The organism is Streptomyces sp. NPDC049040, from assembly GCF_043197715.1.
Lineage (GTDB): Bacteria > Actinomycetota > Actinomycetes > Streptomycetales > Streptomycetaceae > Actinacidiphila.
Genome location: NZ_JBICTO010000004.1, coordinates 136,503 through 155,179 on the forward strand (window position 1 = coordinate 136,503; position 18,677 = coordinate 155,179).

An 18,677-nucleotide genomic window follows, 5' to 3' on the forward strand; every position below is an offset into this window, starting at 1 on the left:
CGGGGATCGCGATTGCTTGACCGGAGACCACCTCACTATCGATGTCCTGCGGTACCCGGGCTCAACGTCATTCCGCCCGGGCGATCCTGATGGCGCTCGGACCCTCCGTCCTTCCCTCTGGATCACTGCCTGCCGAACATCCCGGTGCACGCGCCCTCAGCGGGCGCCTTCACCGAGGCACTGCTCGCGGCGGCCCCTGATCACTGCGGGCCACCCGGTCCGGTCGTCAGCCCCGTCGCCATCATGCAACCGCTCCGGCTTCGGAACTCCACCACCGCACCGTCCTGCGCATGCACTTGCGTGTACTGCTGCCCGGCAGTTCATCTCTGCCGGGCCTTGCCGATCTCGACTACAAGAAAAACCATAGCCACACCGCGGCCCAATGTCTACTCTCACCACCATAGATTTTTCGGCAACAGAGGAAGAGGTAACCCACACCGGTCACTGGGGGAATCCTTCGCTCACGGCGCGTCACCGACCCCCTCGGGGGCTCCGGTGGCCGGCCTCTGCGACCGACCGGCGTCACCGGTCAGCGGCTCCAGGCAGGATCACGGCCGGTCAGGCCGAGGACGCGGTCCAAGGAGGGTGCGCCGGCCGGCACCGCGACCTCCGGTCCGTACATGCCCATCTCCCGCCCTTGCTCCACACCGGCGGACACCGTGCCGTGCAGATGCGCCAGCAGGTCTGCGGGCAGTTCCAGCCGCTGCCCTGTGGCGACCGCCAGGTCCCAGCCGTGCAGGGCCAGTTCGCCGACGATCATGTCCCCCAGGACGGGCGCGGGCAGCGTCTGCGGCGTACCCATGCTCGTCTCGCCCTCCCAGGCGCTCGGCGGTGCCCACGACGACGTGATCTCGTCCAGCATGACGAGCAGGCTGCCGCGCCAGTCGCCGGCCGTCAGGTCCACATCGGACTCGGCGCCCGCCGGCTGCGGAACCGACTCCTTGCGGCCGCCGCCGGCCAGGGACGGGCCCCAGAACAGGAGGTGGTTGACCAGGGCCCGCACGTCGTACTCCGTGCACGGAGTCCTGCTGGCGAGCTGGTCGTCGGTGATGGTGCGGGCGATGGCGGCCATGGCCTCGGCAGCGCTGGACAGATGTGTCATGGCAGCGACGCTAGGCGGCCAGGACCGGTGGGGTATTGAACAAAGGCGACATACCTTTCAGGAAGGTCCGGGAGACCGGGGAGGTCGTCACTACCCTGGCCTGGGGCCGGAATGTCGTCGAGGCTGCCCGGCGCGGCAGTGTGCGGGTTGGTGGGGAATTGGGTGCTGGGACTTCTTCGCATGAGCGCACGTCGCATCGGGGCAGGCTGCCGGCGAAAGTGTGTCTCACCGCGACGGCCGTGACGGTGGGTGTGGCGCATGTGGTGTGGCCTCATCTGAAGATCGACCTGATCAGCGTGGGGCTGCTGGTCGTGGGGGTACTCCCCTGGCTCGACGGGTTGTTCAAGTCGATCCAGACTCCCTTCGGCGGCGTCGAGTACCGCGACATGGAGCGGCGGCTGGACGAACTGACGGGCGAGACCCAGAGCGCGCGGCGCATCGCGGAGACGGGCGAGGCGCGGGAGCTGGCACGGCAGGACGCGAGGTTCGCCGGCTCCGCCGAGAGCCTGGCGGAGCTCGCGGCGGAATACGACCGCACCCGGGCCGACATGTCCCCGGGCGACGCCCGCACGAACGCGATGACCACGCTGGTGGGGAGGATGATCTCGGCGGTCGAGAGCGGCGAAGAGGCCGACGTCAGGGACTTCTTGGGGAGCGGGAGGCGGGGCCTGCGGCTGGTGGCATACGTCTCGCTGTACGTCAGGCCGGACACCGCCATGCTGATCCCCCTGGTCGACAGTCTCATCGACCTCGAGGACAAGCCGTTCGGACAGTACTGGGCGCTTCGGAGCCTGCGGCGGGTGATCGCGAGCGGCGGCCACGACCTGATGGACAACAACACGCTCAGGAGGCTGCGCAATCTGTACCGGGGGCTTCCGTCCGGCTCGGACCGCGGGTACGAGCTCGGCCGGATCCTGGAGGGTTTCTAGCCGGTGGCACAGCGGGAGCCGGCCCCGGGCACGGCGGCGCGTACCCGGCCCCTCGGGGCCGCCGGGCCCGTACGGCGTGAGGACGGCGTGAGGACGGCGTGGGGACGGCGGCCACCTGCGGAAATGCCGTGGTGCCGCGAAGTGTCCCTGCCGTAGGGTCGGCCTCATGAACCAGCCTTGGCGCGATGCCGTTCGCCCGATAAGCGCCGATGAGTGGCCCCGGGTGAAGGAGCTGCGGCTGTCCGCGCTGCGGGACCCCGCGGCTGCGATCGCCTTTCTCGAGAGCTACGAGCGGGCGCTCGCCGAGCCGGACTCCTTCTGGAAGGAACGGGCCGAAGCGGCGGCCGGCGGGTCGCGGGTGCGGCAGTTCGTGGCCGAGGGGCCGGACGGGGTCTGGAGCGGCACGGTGACCGTGCTGATCGAGGAGGCGGGCAATGACGACGTGTTCGGCGTGACGGTCGAGCAGCGTCAAGCGCACATTGTCGGCGTGTTCCTGCGCCCGGAACACCGTGGGAGCGGGGCGATCGACGCGCTCTTCGAGGCTGCCGTCGAATGGGCGGTGTCGGTCGCGAAAGTGACGCGGGTGCGGTTGTACGTCCACGAGGACAACGCGCGGGCCGAGGGCTTCTACCGGCGGTTCGGTTTCGTGCGCTCCGGGGTGACCGCCCCGATGAAGGGCGACCCCTCCAAAACGGAGGTCGAGATGGTCCTCGACCGGCCCGGGGCGCCGCCCGCCCTCCCGTGACGCGACGGCCCAGGCACCCGGAGGTCCGCCGGGGGGACCGGCCCGGCGGAATCCTCCGTCTCCACGAAATGCCCCAGGGACAGGGTCAGCCCGCCGGCTTCTCGGCCAGGAAGGCGCCCAGGCTGTCGAGGAGCATGGTGCTGCCCTGTTCGGCCATGTCGCGTTCCTCGGCGGTGTCGCAGGTCTGGCGGAGCACGATCCGCGCGGAGTGGCCGTCCTGCTCGTCGAGTTCCATGGTCATGACCGAGGGCTCGGGCTTGCCGGGGACGTCCATGCCGACCACCAGGAGGCGGTTCTCGTCGACCTCCAGATAGGAGCCGGTCAGCGGGAACTGTCCGCCGTCGGGTGTGACCATCGTGGCCTTCCACGCGCCGCCCGGCCGTACGTCCATCTCGACGGAGCCGGGAGCGGCATAAGCCCACTGGGCGTACTGCTCGGCGGTCGTCCACGCCCGCCACACCTTCGCCGCGGGAGCGTCCAGTGTTCGGGTCAGCGTGTAGGGGAAGCGGTCGGCCGCGGTGCTCTGCTCGGTGCTCATGTCTCGTCTCCTGGTCTCGACCTCGATGGTCTCTCGCAGCTGTAGACGGCCACGCGCCCGGAAACTCATCGCTCTGCGCGACGTCATCCTCGTCAATTCTCACGCATTTTCTGTCTGCTTTTTGCGAAACTTCATCGACATCTTGTAGCCACCTGGTCCTGCTGCTTGACTGTCCGGCGGGCGCCACGGCATGCCTCGGTGGCAGCCGGCCTGCGGGCGCGCCCGGGGGTCCGACCCGTCAACTACCAGGTCACTTGGGGATATTCACGATGAGGTGGACAGGCATGCGCGTGCCGGTGGCCGCGGTGATCGCCGCGGTTCTCACCGGATTCCTCGCGCAACCCGCCGGCGCAAGCCCGCGGCCGACTGCTCCTGAGGTGGCTCGCGGAGTGGCCGGTGCGGACCTGGGGGGTGGGGCCGGCGCTCGGGTCCCCTTCCTCGAGTACCAGGCCGAGGACGGGCGGACCAACGGCACCGTGATCGGGCCCGACTGGGCCTACGGGACGGCTGCCGCGGAAGCGGTGGGACGCAGGGCCGTCCGGCTGGAGAAGCCGGGACAGTACGTGGAATTCCGGCTGAGGAAGGCCGCCGACGCGGTCAACGTCCGCTACAGCGTCCCGGACTCCGCCGACGGCAAGGGCATCGACGCCACCCTCGGCGCCTACGTCGACGGGCGGTTCACCGCCTCGCTCCCGGTCACGTCGCGCTACAGCTGGTATTACGGCCAGTACCCCTGGACGAACGACCCGGCCGACGGCGGCCGGCGGCAGATCTACGACGACGCCCGGCTGATGTTCGGCCGCACCCTGCCGGCCGGCAGCACCGTACGGCTCCAGATCGGCAAGGGTGACACCGCCCCCTGGTACCTGATCGACACCGCCGACTTCGAACAGGTCGCCGCACCGGGGCAACGGCCGCGCAACGCCCTGCCGGTCACCTCCTTCGGCGCCGACCCGACCGGCAGGACCGACGCGAGCGACGCCATCCAGCGGGCGATCGACGCCGCGTCCGGCACCGGCACGACCGTGTGGATCCCGCCGGGCACGTACACCGTCACCCGGCACCTGATCGTCGACCGCGTCACCGTGCGCGGCAGCGGACCGTGGTACAGCGTCCTGCGCGGCGACGGCGTGGGCGTCTACGGCAAGTACGCCCCCGACGCGAGTTCCGACGTCCACCTCGCCGACTTCGCGATCTTCGGCGAGGTGGCAGAGCGCGACGACGCCGACCAGGTCAACGGCGTGGGCGGCGCGCTGGCGCACTCGACCGTGGACGACCTGTGGATCCAGCACACCAAGGTCGGCGTCTGGATGGACGGACCCTTCGACGGGCTCGCGCTGTCGCACCTGCGGATCCTCGACCAGACGGCCGACGGACTCAACTTCCACGACGGCGTCACGCACTCCTCGGTGACCGACAGCTACATCCGCGGGACGGGTGACGACGGTCTGGCGATGTGGTCCGACCAGCACCCCGACACCGGAGACCTCTTCGCGCGCAACACCGTCAAGAACCCCGCCCTCGCCAACAACATCGCCCTGTACGGCGGCGGCGACAACCAAGTGATCGGCAACGCGGTCTCCGACACCCTGGTCCAGGGCGGCGGTATCCATGTGGGCAACCGCTTCGGAGCGGTGCCGCTGTCCGGCACGACCACCATCGCGGGCAACGTGCTGCAGCGGACCGGGACGCTCGACCTCTTCTCGCACATCGGCGAAGGCGCCCTGTGGTTCTGGGCCGCCGACGCACCGCTGACCGGCGACGTCGAGGTGCGCGACAACCTGATCCAGGACAGCGCCTACGAGGCCGTCCAGTTCCTCGGCTCCTCGGTCGACAACGTGCACTTCGCGCGGAACATCCTGGCCCACGCGGGCACCTTCGCCGTCCAGTTCAACGCGCCCGGGTCCGCGGACGCCGAGTCGGTGAACGCCTTCGCCCTCGGAGCCGGCGGCCGGTACGACTGCGGCTCCGGTTTCACGCTCACCGAGGGCCGCGGCGACCACGGCTGGTCCGACAGCCACTGCGGCTACCCGGCGCCCGGTCCGCTCCAGGTCGGCGGCCTGGACAGGACGCTCTCCTTCGAGACCGACGCGGTCGGGAACACCAGCGACCCGCAGACCGTCACCCTCACCAACCCCACGTCGCGGCCGGTCCGTATCGCCTCGATCAGCATCACCGGCGTCTACGCCCTGTCCGGCACCTGCGGGGCCTTCCTGGCCCCCGGCGCCACCTGCAGCGTCGACATCCGCTTCGTGCCCACCCGGCGCGGCGACCGCAACGGCTCGCTCACGGTGTCCGACGGGACGTCCGCGGGCCGCTACCAGGTCCACGTCAGCGGCCGCGTCGTCACCAGCACCGCCGGCAACCTCGCCGCCGGCCGTCCGGTGACCGCAAGCACCTCGCACGACGGCTTCCCGGCCGCGGGCGCGGTCGACTCCGACACCAACACCTACTGGGAGAGCGGGGCACTCACCTCCCCACAGTCCCTCACCGTCGACCTCGGCGCCCCGGTGGCCACCTCGCGGGTGTCGCTCAAGCTCAACGGCGGCTGGGGCGGCCGCACCCAGCGGCTGGAGGTCCTCGGCAGCGACGACGGCGAGAACTTCACCACCCTCAGCCCCGCGGCCGACTACGTCTTCGACCCCGCCGGCAACGACAACACGGTCGACATCGCGATCCCCACCGCGCAGCGGCGCTACGTCCGCGTCCAGGGCACGGCCAACAACGGGGCCCCCGGCGTCCAGATAGCGGAGTTCGAGGTCTACGCCGGCTGAGCGGGGCGCGGTCCGCCCGGCGGGAACGTGCCGCTGCCCCGCCACCGTGGGAACGGTGACGGGGCAGCGGCTGTGTGACGCGCCACGGGTGCTGCCGCGCGGTCAGTCCGCGCAGGTGATCCGGGCCAGCCCCCAGTCCCCGTGGTCGTAGTTCTTGCCGTCGCCGCCGTCGCCGACGACCAGGCTGAGGGTGTGCACTCCGGTGACGTCGGCGACCAGGTCGGTCGCGCCCTCGCCGCCGTGGATCACACCGGTGGACGCGAGCTCCGTGCCGTCGTCACCGAGGACGCTGAACGTGACGCTCCCGTTGGTGGTGACCTCGTCGTCGAGGCCGACGTGCGCCTCGAAGCGGGTGCAGCGGCCCTGGATGTCGATCTGCACCTGGGAGGCGGCGTTCGTGCCGATGCCCTTGGGATAGACGGTCCCGCCGATCGTCAGCGGATTGCCGTCCTGCCCGCCGGCCTCGCCGTTGGACTGGTCGCGCTCGACCGGCCCGTAGCCGTTGGTCGCCGTGAGGAAGGGCTGGTCACTGGCGTAGACCGAGCCGTGCAGCGGAATGGAGACGCGCACGACCTCCTCGACGTGGATCGGCGGCAGCTTCTTGCCCGCCGGGTTGGTGTAGGTGGCCACCACGGGCACCTCCACCTGGCCGCCCGGCTGGTCCTTGCCGACGGTCACCGTCCAGTGGCCCTGGAGCACCTTGCCCGCGTGCAGCGAGGAGGCCGTGACGGTGTCGCCGGTGGCGGTCCAGCCCGCCGGGAGCCGGTCGCGGTCGACGGACAGCGTCACGTTCTTCAGCGCGACGCCCTCGGGGAGCACGAACGACGCGTTGACCGCGGCGTCCTGTCCCGGGCCCGCGGTCGCGGTCGCCGGGTCGAGGGTCAGCGAGGTTGCGGGCGCGGTGACGACCGGCTCATCGCAGTTGGCGCGGCCCTTGGTGGCGGGGCAGGCGACCGCGGCGAAGCCGCCGTTGGCTGCCGCGGCCACGCTGAGGGTGTCCCTGGCGGTCAGCGTGCTCACGGTGCGGTGCAGCTGGCTGCCGTTGTCGCCGATGGTCTCCACCAGCCACTTGCCGCTGCCGAGGAAGCTCAGCGGCGCCTTCATGGTGTCGGCCGTGCCTGCCAGGATCCCGCCGACGAACCAGCGGTCGCCGCTGCGCCGGGCGATGACGGCCTGCCGGTCACCGGCCGGCTGCTGGCCGGGTCCGCCGGAGACCAGGTGCGTCTCGTCCCAGACGGTCGGGAGCTGGTCGATGTAGCGCTCGGCCACCGGCTGGGCGGCGAATCCCTCCGGGTTGTCCCCCAGGCTGGTCCAGCCGGACTCGTACACCACGGGGAGCGCCAGCTCGTGCGCAAGGGAGTCCGAGCGGTTCGGGCGGGAGAACCAGGTCGGGGTGTAGTCCATCGAGCCGACGATGTTGCGGGTGAAGGCAAGGAAGATGTCCCGGGTGGCGTTCTGCCCGTTCTCCTCGCCGCGGACCGCCTCGACGCTCATCACCTGCGGCCAGGTGCGCTGCAGGCCGCGGGGGATCGTCGCACCGTGGAAGTCGATCATGAGCTGGTACTTCGCGGTGTCCTTCAGGATCGCGTCGTACCACTGGAAGGTGGACTGGGAGTCGGAGTCCATGTAGTCGACCTTGACGCCCGCCACGCCCCACGACTTGAGCTTGGGCAGCCAGGCGTCGCGCTGCGCCTGCGTCTTCAGATCGCTCCAGGCGAACCACAGCAGCACGTCGACACCGCGGGCCCGCGCGTAGCGGACCAGCTCGGGCACCCAGCTCTCCTGCCAGCCGGCGTCCACGAGGGTGTACTGCAGCCCGTGTTCTGCCGCGTAGTCGACGAAGTCCTTCTGCCGCTCGAAGTTGCTCGGGCTCGACCCGTTGCTCAGCCAGGACCAGTCGTCCACGCCCGGCCGTATCCAGGAGGTGTCGGTGAACTTCGCGGGCGGCGCGAGGTCGTCCACGAGGGTCGAGCCGACCAGCGTGTCGAGGCTGCCCACGATCGCGGTGCGCCACGGCGTCGACAGCGGGCCCTGCGAGGTGACGGGCGCGTTGCCCGCCAGGGCGACCGAGTAGCCGGACGAGCCGTCCACGTGGTCGAGGTGGCTGCCGGAGTAGCGGCCGTCGACGTCCGCCTCGGTCAGCAGCACGTAGGTGCTGCCCACCTGGAAAAGCGTCGGGTAGCCGAAGGAGCACGTGGTGCCGGTGCAGTCCTTGGGCGTCGCCGCGTTGGCCGCGCCCGCGGTGGTCTCGGTCCGCTCGGTCTCGTAGCTCGGCGAGTACGGCTGGACCCAGGCCTTGGCGTCGGCCGGAACCTCGAACGTCGAGGCCTCACCGGTCACGGTCACCGGCCCGTCGTCGTCCAGCAGGTAGCGGTAGGCGACCCCGTCGTCGGAGACCCGCACCACCACGCCCAGCTTCGCGCCGTCCGCGGCACGGAAGGTGAAGGTGGCCTCCCGCATGGTGGCGGAGCGCTTCACCTGCTTGCCCGTGGTGGTGTCGTAGTTCTCGCGGACGGTCTTCTCCTGCAGCTTGGCCAGCTTCAGACCCGTGGTCAGGTCGTGCTGGTCGGTGCGGATTCCCAGCCGTCCCGGCAGCAGCACCGGCGAGCCGCCGCTGTCGACCGCGAGGTGCAGTTCGCCGGCGGCGTCCAGGTCGAGCTGCGCGTTGAGCGGTGACGCACCGGGACCGTTCACCGTCCAGGTGCCCGCGGGGTTCTGGGCGGCGGTGGAGGGCGCGGCGGTCGCCACGACCAGCGCGCTGCCCAGCAGCCCCGACAGTGCCACTCCGGTCGCCGCCTGCCAGAGTCTTTCACGCCTTCTTCGCATGCCTGTCCTTTGACTCGGACTGACGAACACCAACGGATCTGATCACCGATCAGGTCTCCATCAGCGGTCCGGCAGCCGCCAGTTGAACAACAACAAACGTTTTCAAAACATTTCCATCACATACCACCGGATCCTCACATGCCCGTCAAGGACTTGGACGAAGCTTCCTGCGGCGCTCGCTGCGGCTGGTTCCGGCCGACGGCGGTGACACCGCCCGCCCACCGGACCCGTCCCGGCCGGCTCGGCACCCGCAGGCGAGCCGTGCTTGCCGCGCCCGCGGGTCGGGCGGAATCCCGTTGGGATGTCGGACCCCCGGCGTACATTCGTCATCGGTGTCGTCACCGACGATCACCGTTCGAACACCGGCGGGTGTCGCGTGCCGCGCCGGTTGCCTGGGGGGTTGGATGTCAGCGAAACACTCAAGCGTGCGCGGGATCAGCCGGTTGTCGGCCGGTTTGGCGGCCGTGGTGCTCCTTGGTGCCGCCTTCGCGGTGGGTCCGGCGGCGCGGGCGGCCGATGGGGCGGTGCCGGCGCCCAGCGGGCTCGGCACGAGCCCGGCCCCGGTGGTCGGGGGGAACGCCGACGCCTGCGGAGCCGACGCGCCTTACAGGTATCTGGGGAGGGTCGGGCCGAGCGGAATCACCTTCTCGGCGACCTCGAACGGCAACCCGTTGTACCGGTATGTCACCGAATTCCTCGTCGAGCCCGGCGACGGATCGGCGCCCTACGACTCCACCGTCTCCGGATACGGCGGGGACACGAGAGGGGTGAGTCTGCCCGCGGGGGACTTCGCGGACGGGGTCACGTACACCTGGCGGGCCCGGGACGTGGACCCGGCGGGGACGGCCTCCGAATGGTCCGGTGACTGTCACTTCACCGTCGACCTCACGCCGCCGGCCGTGCCGGTCGTGACGTCCAGGGTGTTCCCGCCGATCGACTCCGCGAAGCCCGCGCCCCCGGCGCGGACCACCGGCGCCTTCACCTTCGAGGTGTCAGGGCCTGGCTCGCAGGACACCGTGCGCTTCGAATACGGGCTCAACCGCGACGCGGGGAGCGGCAGCGCTCTCCCGCTCGGTCCCGACGGCACCGCGAAGGTGAGGCTGACACCCGCCCAGTGGGGGACGAACTATCTCAACGTCCGGACGGTGGACCGGGCGGGGAACGTCTCCGGCACCGTGCAGTACGCCTTCTACGTCGCTTCGGCCCCCGGGCCTGACCGGGCCGGGGATCTCAACGGCGACGGGAAGGCCGATCTGCTGGCCACCGGCACCGACGGCAAGCTGTACGTGCTGTACGGCAAGGGCGACGGCACCCTGAGGAAGGCGGTGACCTATGCCGACAGCGGGGCCGGTTGGGACCAGGGCACCATCCTGCGCGACGGTGACCTCACGTTCGACGGTTACCAGGACCTGCTCCGGATCAGTGGCACCGGCTATGTCACGGGCGTCAGGAACGACGGCCTCGGGGACTTCGCCGCATCCGGGTCGAGCACGGGTCCCTGGAGCCGCTCCGACGGCACGAGTTGGACGAGCGCCACGCAGATCCTGCACGGCGACACGGGCAGTCTGGGCGCCGTCAGCCGCTTCCAGGACATCCTCACCGTAGAGGACGGCCGGCTCCTGCGCTGGGCGGGCGACTTCGGCGGAATGGACTCCACCGTCCTGGCCACCGGCCTCGACCACAGCACGGTGATCACCCCTGGCGACATGACCGGCGACGGCATACCCGACATCCTCATCCGCGACGACACCTCAGGCGCGCTCACGCTGGCCGCGGTCGGCGCCGACGGGACGCCGGCCGGTCCCGCCGACAGGACGACGGTCGGTACGGGCTTCACCACCGCCCGCTATCCGCGCGTCCTCAGCGCGGGCGACGCCGACGGCGACGGGGTCGCGGACCTCTACGCGGCCACCGGCCACGGCGCCCTGAGGTTCTTCGCCGGCCTTCCCGGCGGCGGCTTCGCACCCGGGGTCGCCGCTCACGGCGGGCTCGACTGGACGACCGTCGTCGCGGCGGACTGAGCGGTCGCGCCCTGGCAGACGGGGAGTTGCCGGGTGGGCGCGCGGGGCTGTTCGTCCCGAGTGGCCGGAGCCGTCCCTCGTGGGGCTGCTCCGGCCACTCGCCGTCCTAGGGGTGGCCGGCGGTCACTTGGCCGTGTCGCAGGTGCCGCCGTTCAGGGTGAACACCTTGGGGTCGCCGACCTGGCCGCTCGATGTGCCGTTGAACCCGAAGTTCACCGTCGCGCCGGGTGGGATGGAGCCGTTCCAGCCGGCGGGTTTGGCGCTCACGTTCCGCCCGCTCTGGGTGATCTCGGCCTGCCAGCGGTCGGTGATCTTCTGGTTGTCGGCGAAGGACCACTTCAGCTCCCAGGGGGAGATCGCCGTGGTGCCGGTGTTCTTCAGGGTCACCTGGGTGGTGAAGCCGCCGTTCCACCGGTAGGCGGTGTAGGTGACCTGGCAGGCCGCCTTGCCGCCGCCGTTGTCGCCGCTGCCGAGGTCGTCCACGTAGGAGGCGACCCAGGCCAGGGGCGCGTTCCAGTTGATGGCGCTCTCGTTGGTCGAGTAGGACTCGATGTCGTCGATGTAGCACATCGCCGGGGCGCAGCCGGTCAGCTTGCTCTGCGCGGTGGGGTCCTCCAACTGGTTGTCCGGGCCGCCTGCCAGGGTGCCCGCGGGCGGGTTGGGCAGGTCGGCGTTGAGCTGGTGCGCCCAGATGCGGCTGTGCTGGTTGTGCGAGTCACGCTCGCCGAAGCCGGTGACGTAGGACTGGTTCAGCGGGTTGCGGCCCAGGATGTAGTCCAGGGCGTGCAGCACGGCGTCCCGGTACTTGGTGTCGCCGGTCAGGTCGGCGGCCACGCCGAGCACCACGGCGTTGTTGAGCACCTGGCTGTTGGAGCCCCACACGTAGTGGTTCCCGGACGGCGCGTAGGGGAGGCCGTAGAGCGTGTTCCTGGAGTCCTGCGCGTAGGCGTCGGCGGCGTCGGTCACCATGGCGCGCACGGTGGCGAGCTGGTCGGCGGTCAGCTTGCTGGGCACGGTCGCCAGGTCCAGGGCGCCGAGTGCCGCGGTGGAGCCCCAGGAGAAGCCGTCGGGCGGGAAGACCGCCTCGAAGTGGCCGTGCAGCGGAGAGGTGAGCACCGCCTGACGGTAGGTGTCGTCACCGGTGGTGATGAACAGCTCCGACGCGGCCCAGTAGAACTCGTCCGTGACGTTGCTGTCGTTGTAGGCGCCGCCGCCGGTGGCGTCGCCGGCGTCGGCGTAGACGGCCGGGTGGGCCTTGGCCGCGGTCCACGCCTTCCGGGACGCGGTCAGGCAGCGGTCGGCGAAGGCCGCGTCGTAGGACTTGAACAGCCGGGCGCACTGGGCGCCCGCCGCGGCCAGGTTGAGGGTGGCGGCGGTGGACGGCGGGTGCAGCAGGCGCGGCTGGGAGTCCTTGTCAGGTGCCTGGGGCAGGCCGGTCCACGCCTGGTCGTGCAGCTTGTGGTGAGCCATGCCGGCCAGCGGCTGGCCGTCGGGTACCTGCATCTCCATCAGGAAGTTGAGTTCCCAGCGGGCCTCGTCGAGGATGTCGGGCACACCGTTGCCCTTCTCGGGCACCTTCAGCTTGCCGTCGCCCAGCGCCGCGCCGTTCGCGCCCTTCGCGGTCAGCGTGCGCTCGTAGGTGTTCATCAGCTCGGCGACCGAGATGCCGCCGTTGACGACGTACTTGCCCTGGTCGCCGGCGTCGTACCAGCCGCCCGCCGCGTCCAGGGTGTAGTCGCAGACGCCCGGCTGGCACGGCACGTCGTTGTCACCGGTGTTGGGGGCGACGTTGAGGTGCCCGGCGGGGCGGGCGTACGCGGCGCCGGCTATGGAGCCGTCGATGGCGATGCCGCTGCGCTGGTTGTAGTAGTAGGCGAGGGAGTCGGTCCGCAGCGTGGAGTAGACGTCCTTGGCGATGGCGAACGGCTCGCTGGTCTCGTCGCCGATGGTGATGGTGTAGCCGTCGCCGGCGGTGGTGTAGCTGCTGAAGTCGAACGTCTGGACGTTCTGCTCGGAGGTCGGGTCGATGCCGCCGGGCTCCGTGGTGCCGCTGGCGACGGCCGTCCCGGCCGCGTTCTTCAGGGTCCAGGTCTGCGGGTCGGTGGCGTCGGTGACGAAGGTGCCGTCCTTCGGCCCGTCGGGCAGGTAGCCGACCTGGTCCACCCGGACCGGGGAGCCGGTGTCGGGCGTGTAGACGGGCGGCTCGGCGCCGCCGCGCAGCGAGACGTCGTCCAGGCACAGGGTGAACGGCTTGGAGCTGCCGCCGACCTGGAAGGCCAGCTGGGCGGCGTCGTTGTCCGCCTTGGCGGTGAAGGTGTGGGTGATCGGCACCGCCGTGTCGTCGATCTGGTCGTGCTCGCCCAGTTCTGTGGTGTACGGGTCCACCGCCATCTGCACGTTGGTGGTGATGGTGACCGGCACCGAGGCGGTCGCGGTGTAGCTGAGTGTGTAGCTCTCGCCGGCGATGAGCGGCAGGTCGCTCTGCCCGACGATGGCGTCCCAGGGGTTGGCCGTGTCCCCCGGGATGTCGGCGCAGAGCCGGCCGTCGACCACGGAGGCCGGGTTGTTCTCGGTCCACCACCAGGGCGCGGTGGTGCCGTTGGAGAAGTCGCCGTTGACGATCTGCTCCGGCGCGTCGTCGTCGGCGTTCGAGGCGGCCCCGGCCGGGGCCACCAGCGCGGCCCCGAAGAGACCGGCCACCGCCAGCGTGCCCAGGATGCGGCCGCGGACTCGTCGGGCACCTCCGGAAGACCTCGGAGGATGGGAGCGGGGCGGGTGCGGGATCACGAATCGTTCCTTCCCGTGGGGTGGAAGTGGCGCCATGGGAGCGCTCCCACGAATCGTGCGGGCTCTTGGAGACGCCGTCAAGATGTCGAACATGCCTTCGCGAGGCAGACGCCCTGTTCCGACCGGCCGGAAGAGGCAGTGGAAACAGAACACGACCCGCAGCGGGGCCGTCCTCCCGGATGACGACTCGAAGGTACGGCCGTGGGCCGCATACGACTGACGCCCAGCCAGGCGGGGATGCCGGTCGGCTTTCGCCACCCGGTGCCGTCAACGGGCCGTCCCGTCCAGCGGCACCGCGGCGCCGTGCAGTGTCCCGCCCCCGGACACATCCTCCAACGCCGCCTCGACCGCCGCTTCCTCCATGCAGCGCGCGAACGCCTCGGCCTGGCCGGGTGAGACAAAGTGCGTGTCGATGCGGATGTCGAACACCAGCCCGCCGTCCGGTGTGTCGTCGGCGTAGACGAAGAACCGCTCGGAGGAGGTGTCCTGGCGCCGCGTCCAGGCGAAGGTGCTGCGCCCGCGTGCCGCCCGGATCTCCTCCACCAGCTCCTCGGCGGCCTTCTGCCTTGTGGTCTCCGGCGTCGGCGCGTGCGTGGTGCGGTCGTTGAAGTAGGTTCCGATGACGATGTCCTCACCGCGCTCGCGGGAGAGTCGGGCGATCAGCGCGTCCAGGTCCTCCGGCTGGTAGTAGGCGTACTTCCAGGCGGAGATACTGGCTCGCTCGGCCCGCTCGACGACCTCGGTCACGGTGGCTCCCCCGACGTCCAGGGAGCACATGCCCGACTGCGAGACGGGGCACACCACATCCGACAGGCCGGGCCGGAAACGGTTGCTGACCACCGGCCGGACCACCACGGGGCTGATTCCGGTGGCCCGGTGCAAGCCGAGCGCGAACATCGCCAGCAGAACAGCCGGTGTGCCGGTGCCCGTTCGCGCCGCGATCCTCGGCAAGGCCGCCGCCAGCGCCGGAGAGCGGAATTCCGCCTGCCAGTGCCGCGGCGTGCGCGGGTCCGTCGGCCCGGGCAACTGCCGCGCGGAGACCGTTCGCAGGATGTTCTCGAAGTACCGCAGCGTCCGCTCGCTCTGCCGCTGCCCGGCGGGCGACCGCTGCCAGCGGGCCTGTTCGAGCTGCTGCGTACCGGTGACGGTCGCGGTCTCGCGCGCCCTGACGTCACGGAGCATGATCGCGCCCCCGCGCCCGTCCATCACCAGGTGGTGCATGATGCTCACCATCTGCACGGGCCGGCCCTGCTGCCGTACCACCGCCATCCGGACCGGCCAGTCGTTCGCGTAGTCGAACGGGGCACGGCGGTAGTGCGCCTCGACAGCCGCGGCGACCTCGTCCGGGTCGGAGCCCCGGTCGGCGTCGTACACCTCGAGAGTGATCTCGCCGGTGGCGAAGAGGCGCTGCCGGGGTCGGCCCGCGGCGTCGAAGCGCAAACGGGTGCGCATGGCGGGGAAGCGCCCCATCAGGTAGCGCAGCTCCTCCGCCACGTCGGCGAGCGTCCTACCGGGCTCCAGCGGTGCCCGTCCGCCGATCGGCAGACCTGACTCCTGCCGGCACATCGCGCCCCAGATCTCCCACATGCCCCAGGACAGCTCGCCCTCGCCCTCGCCCTCCCCGGCGAAGTCGACGGTGACCTGCTCGGCGAGCGGCGGCACCGGCGGCTCCGCCGGCAAACCGGGCGATAAGTCGCCCGCCCCCGTTTCCGGGTCGGTGGCGGGCCGGGCACGCATGTCCTTGCCGGTCACGACGCTCCTCCTTCATGTCGACCTGTCGCCACGGTGAACCGGGGGAAGTACAGAGAACCGGGAGGACACCTGTCCTCGACGGGATTCACCGGCCGGCCGACGCCGGTCAATGGTCTGGATCAATGGGGCGGAACCGTCTGCGAGCCGTGCGGTATTCGCAACCCGAACTTTCATCGCTGAATTCCGCGCTGTCAAGCCCCCGCCTGAACGGAGTCCCAAATTCACCATCGATCTCTGCTGTGCCGATCCGTCACGCAGGCACCAAATTACTCGCGCTGACGGAGCGTGACGGCCGTGGTGGAGATGGCTGACGTCCGGGCAACCGGCCTACTGGGCAGCGGTGTTTTCGATTCGCATTTCGCATTCCCAGCGCCTTTCGCATTCCCGTGCTCCGGGTTTTCGAAATCCGTGGGAATTCACGTCCGCCGAGGCCTGATGCGCGGTGGACGAGGTCGACGAAAGTTCGCGTGCCGTTGCTCGAACCCGGGCGCCGACATCTGGCCCCCCGCGGGTTCGGTCGCGCCATGGCAGACATTCGCCACGGGCGGTGGCGTGGCCTCAGGCCAGGGACATGACGGCGCGTATGGCCTTGCCTCGCGGTGTGGGGCGACAGTCCACGCTCGTGCACAACGCCAGGACGATCTCCAGGCCGTGACGCCCGATACGGTGCGGAGAGAACGGGTGGAAGGTCGGCGGCTGCACACTGGTGTCGCCCACCGTGATGACGAGTTCCACACCGGTCACCTCCAGCGTCACCTCGCACGGCCCCGGCGCGTGCCGTACCACGTTGGTCACCAGCTCACTGATCACCAGCAGCGCGTCGCCGCGCTGCCCCGGCTGGATCCGGGGGTCGGCCCCGGCCGCCTGGTCCACGAAGGCAGCGGTGAAGTCCCGGGCCTGCGCAATGGACGGCGATACCCCCGGGAAGGTACCGGCGACCCGCAGCGTGCCGTCACGAGACACGATTTCTCCCTCGTGGGGCAGGGCTTTGGTCACGACCGCTCCTCCTTGCACTCCGCACGCAGCACGCCGAGGCACACAATAAACCGCCAAGCAGCGATCGTCGCAAGAAAATGTCGCCGGGCGTCTGCCCCGCCACGGTCGATCCAGACATCCCGGCCACAAGTCCGCGAAGGCTGCCCCCGTGCGGCGTCCGCCGCTCGGCTCCCCGGCCCCCCGATCAGTTCAGGCCGGGGCGGGTGCTGCCGGGAGGGGGCGGCCGGAACAGGGACAGGACGCCGCTGAGGTAGAGAATCCGCTCGACCAGGTCGTGGACACCGGTGACGCTCAGCGTCCCGCCGTGCTCCTGAGCGTGCTCGTAGCAGGCCAGCAGCATGCGGACACCGGTGGAGTCCATGAACGTCACCCCGGAGAGGTCCGCGACTACGTGCGTGCCCCACGGAGCGTCGGCTGCCTGTACTGCCTGGTACACCTGGGGGGCGGAGTCGAGGTCGATCTCACCGGCGATCGTCACGGTCAGTGTGCCGTCGCGGTAGGCGGCGTGGATGTCAAGTCTGGCCATATCGCCTCGGTCCACGCCTGCCCCCTGCTGTCTGTGGCTCCGGCCCGTCTGCCGGGAGCACCGGCGCTGCATTCCCGGCAGCCGATTGTAAAGATCGCACAGCAGGTGTGGGACGGCGGGTCGGCCATCGCGCCAGGCGCCGCCCCGGCCCCCCGGCTGCGCCGGTCAGGATGCGGGGTGCCACTCGACGAGCATCACGACAGCGTCGTCGCTCAGCTGGTGGTCGTGGTGCTCCAGGATGGCGTGCAGCAAGCGGCGGGTGGCCTCCGGCGAGGGTTCACCCGCGGCGGTGGCCTTGAGGACGAAGTCGATCAGGCGTTGCTCGCCGAAGACCTCGCCGCCGGCCGAGCGGGCCTCGGTGATGCCGTCGGTGTAGAGCAGGACGCGATCACCCGGCTGCAGCGAAGCGCGGTGACTGGCGCGCTCACGCGGAAAGCGGGATCCCAGGCCCAGAGGAAGCACCGGGGACCGCTCCAGGGCACCGCGCACGACGCCGCCCTCGCGGATGAGCAGCGGCGGCAGGTGACCGCAGTTCACCCACTCGAGGGTGCCGGAGGAAAGGTCGAGGTCGGCGAAGATGCCGGTGAGCATCCGCCCCGGCACCCACCGGGTCAGCTCCTCGTCGACGCCGGTGACGATGTCGGCCAGGGTGCCGCCGGCGCGGCGGGCGGCCCGGCAGCCGGCCAGAGCCACCGCGGACGACAGTCCCGAGGCGAGGTCGTGGCCCATGGCGTCCACCACGGTCAGGTGCAGCCGGCCTTCGGTCAGTGTGTGGTCGAAGGCGTCGCCGGCGAGTTGATAGGCGGGTTCCAGCAGCGCGGTGGAGGTCACCTCGTCGTTGCCGATCGTGGTCGGCGGCAGGAAGGCCCACACCATTTCGGCCGCGACCCGCATGGGCTTGCTTCTCGTGACCCGGGCCAGCTCATCGCTGAAGGCCGCCTGCGAACCCACCAGCAGGCCGGTCGCCGAGGCCAGGGCACGGCAGTTCTCGATCACCTCCGCGCCGGCCTCATGCACCGCCATCCACAGGACACCGACGCGTGCCGAACCGTCCAGGATCGGCAGCCACAACGCCGGCCCGCCCTCATCCGGCATCTGCACGGTCATCGTGCGGTAGGCCAGTCCCGCAAGAGTGCCCTCGATCGCCACCGGCACGGCCGGCCCGCCCTCAGTGCCCCGGCTTCCCGGCAGCGGCACCAGATGACGCTGTTGGAGATCGGCCAGGTAGACCACCGCCGACACCGCACCCATGGCCTCGGCGGCCCGCGACACCAGATCCTGCAGCCGGCCAGGATCACAGGTGTGAGCCTGCGCCAGCAGCCCTCTCATCGCCTTCGCAAAGGCGGAATCCTCCATGCCTGCCACGAACCCGCCTTCCCCCGGCCTCAGTCACGCGAACCCTTCACGCGCAGCCGAGCATAAGGCCGTCCGCCGCTGCCCGGCCGGGCGACGCGACCGATGCCCCGACCGGTGGCCGCCGGCTTCGAACCGCTCGCCGGCCTTCGCACCCGCGGCGCTGTCGGTGGTCGGTCCTACGCTTCTCGCAGTGGGCACCGGGCGTCCACCGGAATCCATGGCCGTGTCCGGCACCAGCCCCGCAGGGATGGAGGTCGGGGCCGGCGCATTTCCGACGCGCTTGCATCGAATGGTCGACGTACGAGGACGGGTCCCAACGCGTCGC

Annotated in this window: 12 protein-coding genes; 4 read left to right on the forward strand and 8 right to left on the reverse strand. The window is 70.6% G+C overall.

What is annotated here, in order from left to right; all coding sequences use genetic code 11:
- Positions 1-529: 529 nt before the first annotated feature.
- On the reverse strand, positions 530-1,102 hold the full coding sequence (locus ACGFMP_RS13210; protein ID WP_393672294.1) for a TIGR03086 family metal-binding protein: 573 nt from the start codon (positions 1,100-1,102) through the stop codon (positions 530-532).
- 239 nt (positions 1,103-1,341) lie between these two features.
- Here ACGFMP_RS13210 and ACGFMP_RS13215 point away from each other — a divergent pair, with 239 nt between their 5' ends.
- Both ACGFMP_RS13215 and ACGFMP_RS13220 read left to right on the forward strand, forming a co-directional pair.
- Complete coding sequence (locus ACGFMP_RS13215; protein ID WP_393672295.1) at positions 1,342-2,031, forward strand: hypothetical protein; 690 nt, start codon at positions 1,342-1,344, stop codon at positions 2,029-2,031.
- A 166-nt stretch (positions 2,032-2,197) separates the two neighbouring features.
- On the forward strand, positions 2,198-2,776 hold the full coding sequence (locus ACGFMP_RS13220) for a GNAT family N-acetyltransferase (RefSeq protein ID WP_393672296.1): 579 nt from the start codon (positions 2,198-2,200) through the stop codon (positions 2,774-2,776).
- Positions 2,777-2,861: 85 nt separating this feature from the next.
- Here ACGFMP_RS13220 and ACGFMP_RS13225 read toward each other — a convergent pair whose 3' ends face one another.
- Entirely contained in the window at positions 2,862-3,314 is a 453-nt protein-coding gene (locus ACGFMP_RS13225; RefSeq protein ID WP_393672297.1) for an SRPBCC domain-containing protein, read from the reverse strand.
- Between the two features lie 284 nt (positions 3,315-3,598).
- Between ACGFMP_RS13225 and ACGFMP_RS13230 the strand changes: the two genes are divergently transcribed.
- Positions 3,599-6,088 (forward strand): discoidin domain-containing protein, encoded by a 2,490-nt coding sequence (locus tag ACGFMP_RS13230; RefSeq protein ID WP_393672298.1) that lies wholly within the window; start codon positions 3,599-3,601, stop codon positions 6,086-6,088.
- A 102-nt stretch (positions 6,089-6,190) separates the two neighbouring features.
- Here the strand turns inward: ACGFMP_RS13230 and ACGFMP_RS13235 are convergent, their stop codons facing one another.
- Positions 6,191-8,914: a glycoside hydrolase family 97 catalytic domain-containing protein gene (locus ACGFMP_RS13235; RefSeq protein WP_393672299.1), complete on the reverse strand. Its 2,724-nt coding sequence runs from the start codon at positions 8,912-8,914 to the stop codon at positions 6,191-6,193.
- 425 nt (positions 8,915-9,339) lie between these two features.
- Between ACGFMP_RS13235 and ACGFMP_RS13240 the strand changes: the two genes are divergently transcribed.
- Positions 9,340-10,935 (forward strand): FG-GAP repeat domain-containing protein, encoded by a 1,596-nt coding sequence (locus ACGFMP_RS13240; protein ID WP_393672300.1) that lies wholly within the window; start codon positions 9,340-9,342, stop codon positions 10,933-10,935.
- A 123-nt stretch (positions 10,936-11,058) separates the two neighbouring features.
- Here ACGFMP_RS13240 and ACGFMP_RS13245 read toward each other — a convergent pair whose 3' ends face one another.
- The 5 genes from ACGFMP_RS13245 to ACGFMP_RS13265 form a co-directional block, all read right to left on the reverse strand.
- On the reverse strand, positions 11,059-13,635 hold the full coding sequence (locus ACGFMP_RS13245; protein WP_393672301.1) for a glycoside hydrolase family 9 protein: 2,577 nt from the start codon (positions 13,633-13,635) through the stop codon (positions 11,059-11,061).
- A gap of 354 nt (positions 13,636-13,989) precedes the next feature.
- Positions 13,990-15,474 (reverse strand): condensation domain-containing protein, encoded by a 1,485-nt coding sequence (locus ACGFMP_RS13250; RefSeq protein WP_393672302.1) that lies wholly within the window; start codon positions 15,472-15,474, stop codon positions 13,990-13,992.
- Between the two features lie 558 nt (positions 15,475-16,032).
- Positions 16,033-16,437, reverse strand: a complete 405-nt coding sequence (locus tag ACGFMP_RS13255; RefSeq protein WP_393672303.1) for an ATP-binding protein — start codon at positions 16,435-16,437, stop codon at positions 16,033-16,035.
- Positions 16,438-16,654: 217 nt separating this feature from the next.
- A complete protein-coding gene (locus ACGFMP_RS13260; RefSeq protein WP_393672304.1) occupies positions 16,655-16,996 on the reverse strand; it encodes an STAS domain-containing protein in 342 nt (113 codons plus the stop codon).
- Between the two features lie 165 nt (positions 16,997-17,161).
- Positions 17,162-18,352, reverse strand: a complete 1,191-nt coding sequence (locus ACGFMP_RS13265; protein ID WP_393672803.1) for a PP2C family protein-serine/threonine phosphatase — start codon at positions 18,350-18,352, stop codon at positions 17,162-17,164.
- Positions 18,353-18,677: the final 325 nt, after the last annotated feature.

Bases quoted from the DNA above. Each gene is read 5' to 3' on its own strand.
- ACGFMP_RS13260 (WP_393672304.1), bottom strand. From the start codon at position 16,996: ATGGCCAGACTTGACATCCACGCCGCCTACCGCGACGGCACACTGACC.
- ACGFMP_RS13265 (WP_393672803.1), bottom strand. From the start codon at position 18,352: ATGGAGGATTCCGCCTTTGCGAAGGCGATGAGAGGGCTGCTGGCGCAG.
- ACGFMP_RS13230 (WP_393672298.1), top strand. From the start codon at position 3,599: ATGCGCGTGCCGGTGGCCGCGGTGATCGCCGCGGTTCTCACCGGATTC.
- ACGFMP_RS13210 (WP_393672294.1), bottom strand. From the start codon at position 1,102: ATGACACATCTGTCCAGCGCTGCCGAGGCCATGGCCGCCATCGCCCGC.
- ACGFMP_RS13220 (WP_393672296.1), top strand. From the start codon at position 2,198: ATGAACCAGCCTTGGCGCGATGCCGTTCGCCCGATAAGCGCCGATGAG.
- ACGFMP_RS13225 (WP_393672297.1), bottom strand. From the start codon at position 3,314: ATGAGCACCGAGCAGAGCACCGCGGCCGACCGCTTCCCCTACACGCTG.
- ACGFMP_RS13235 (WP_393672299.1), bottom strand. From the start codon at position 8,914: ATGCGAAGAAGGCGTGAAAGACTCTGGCAGGCGGCGACCGGAGTGGCA.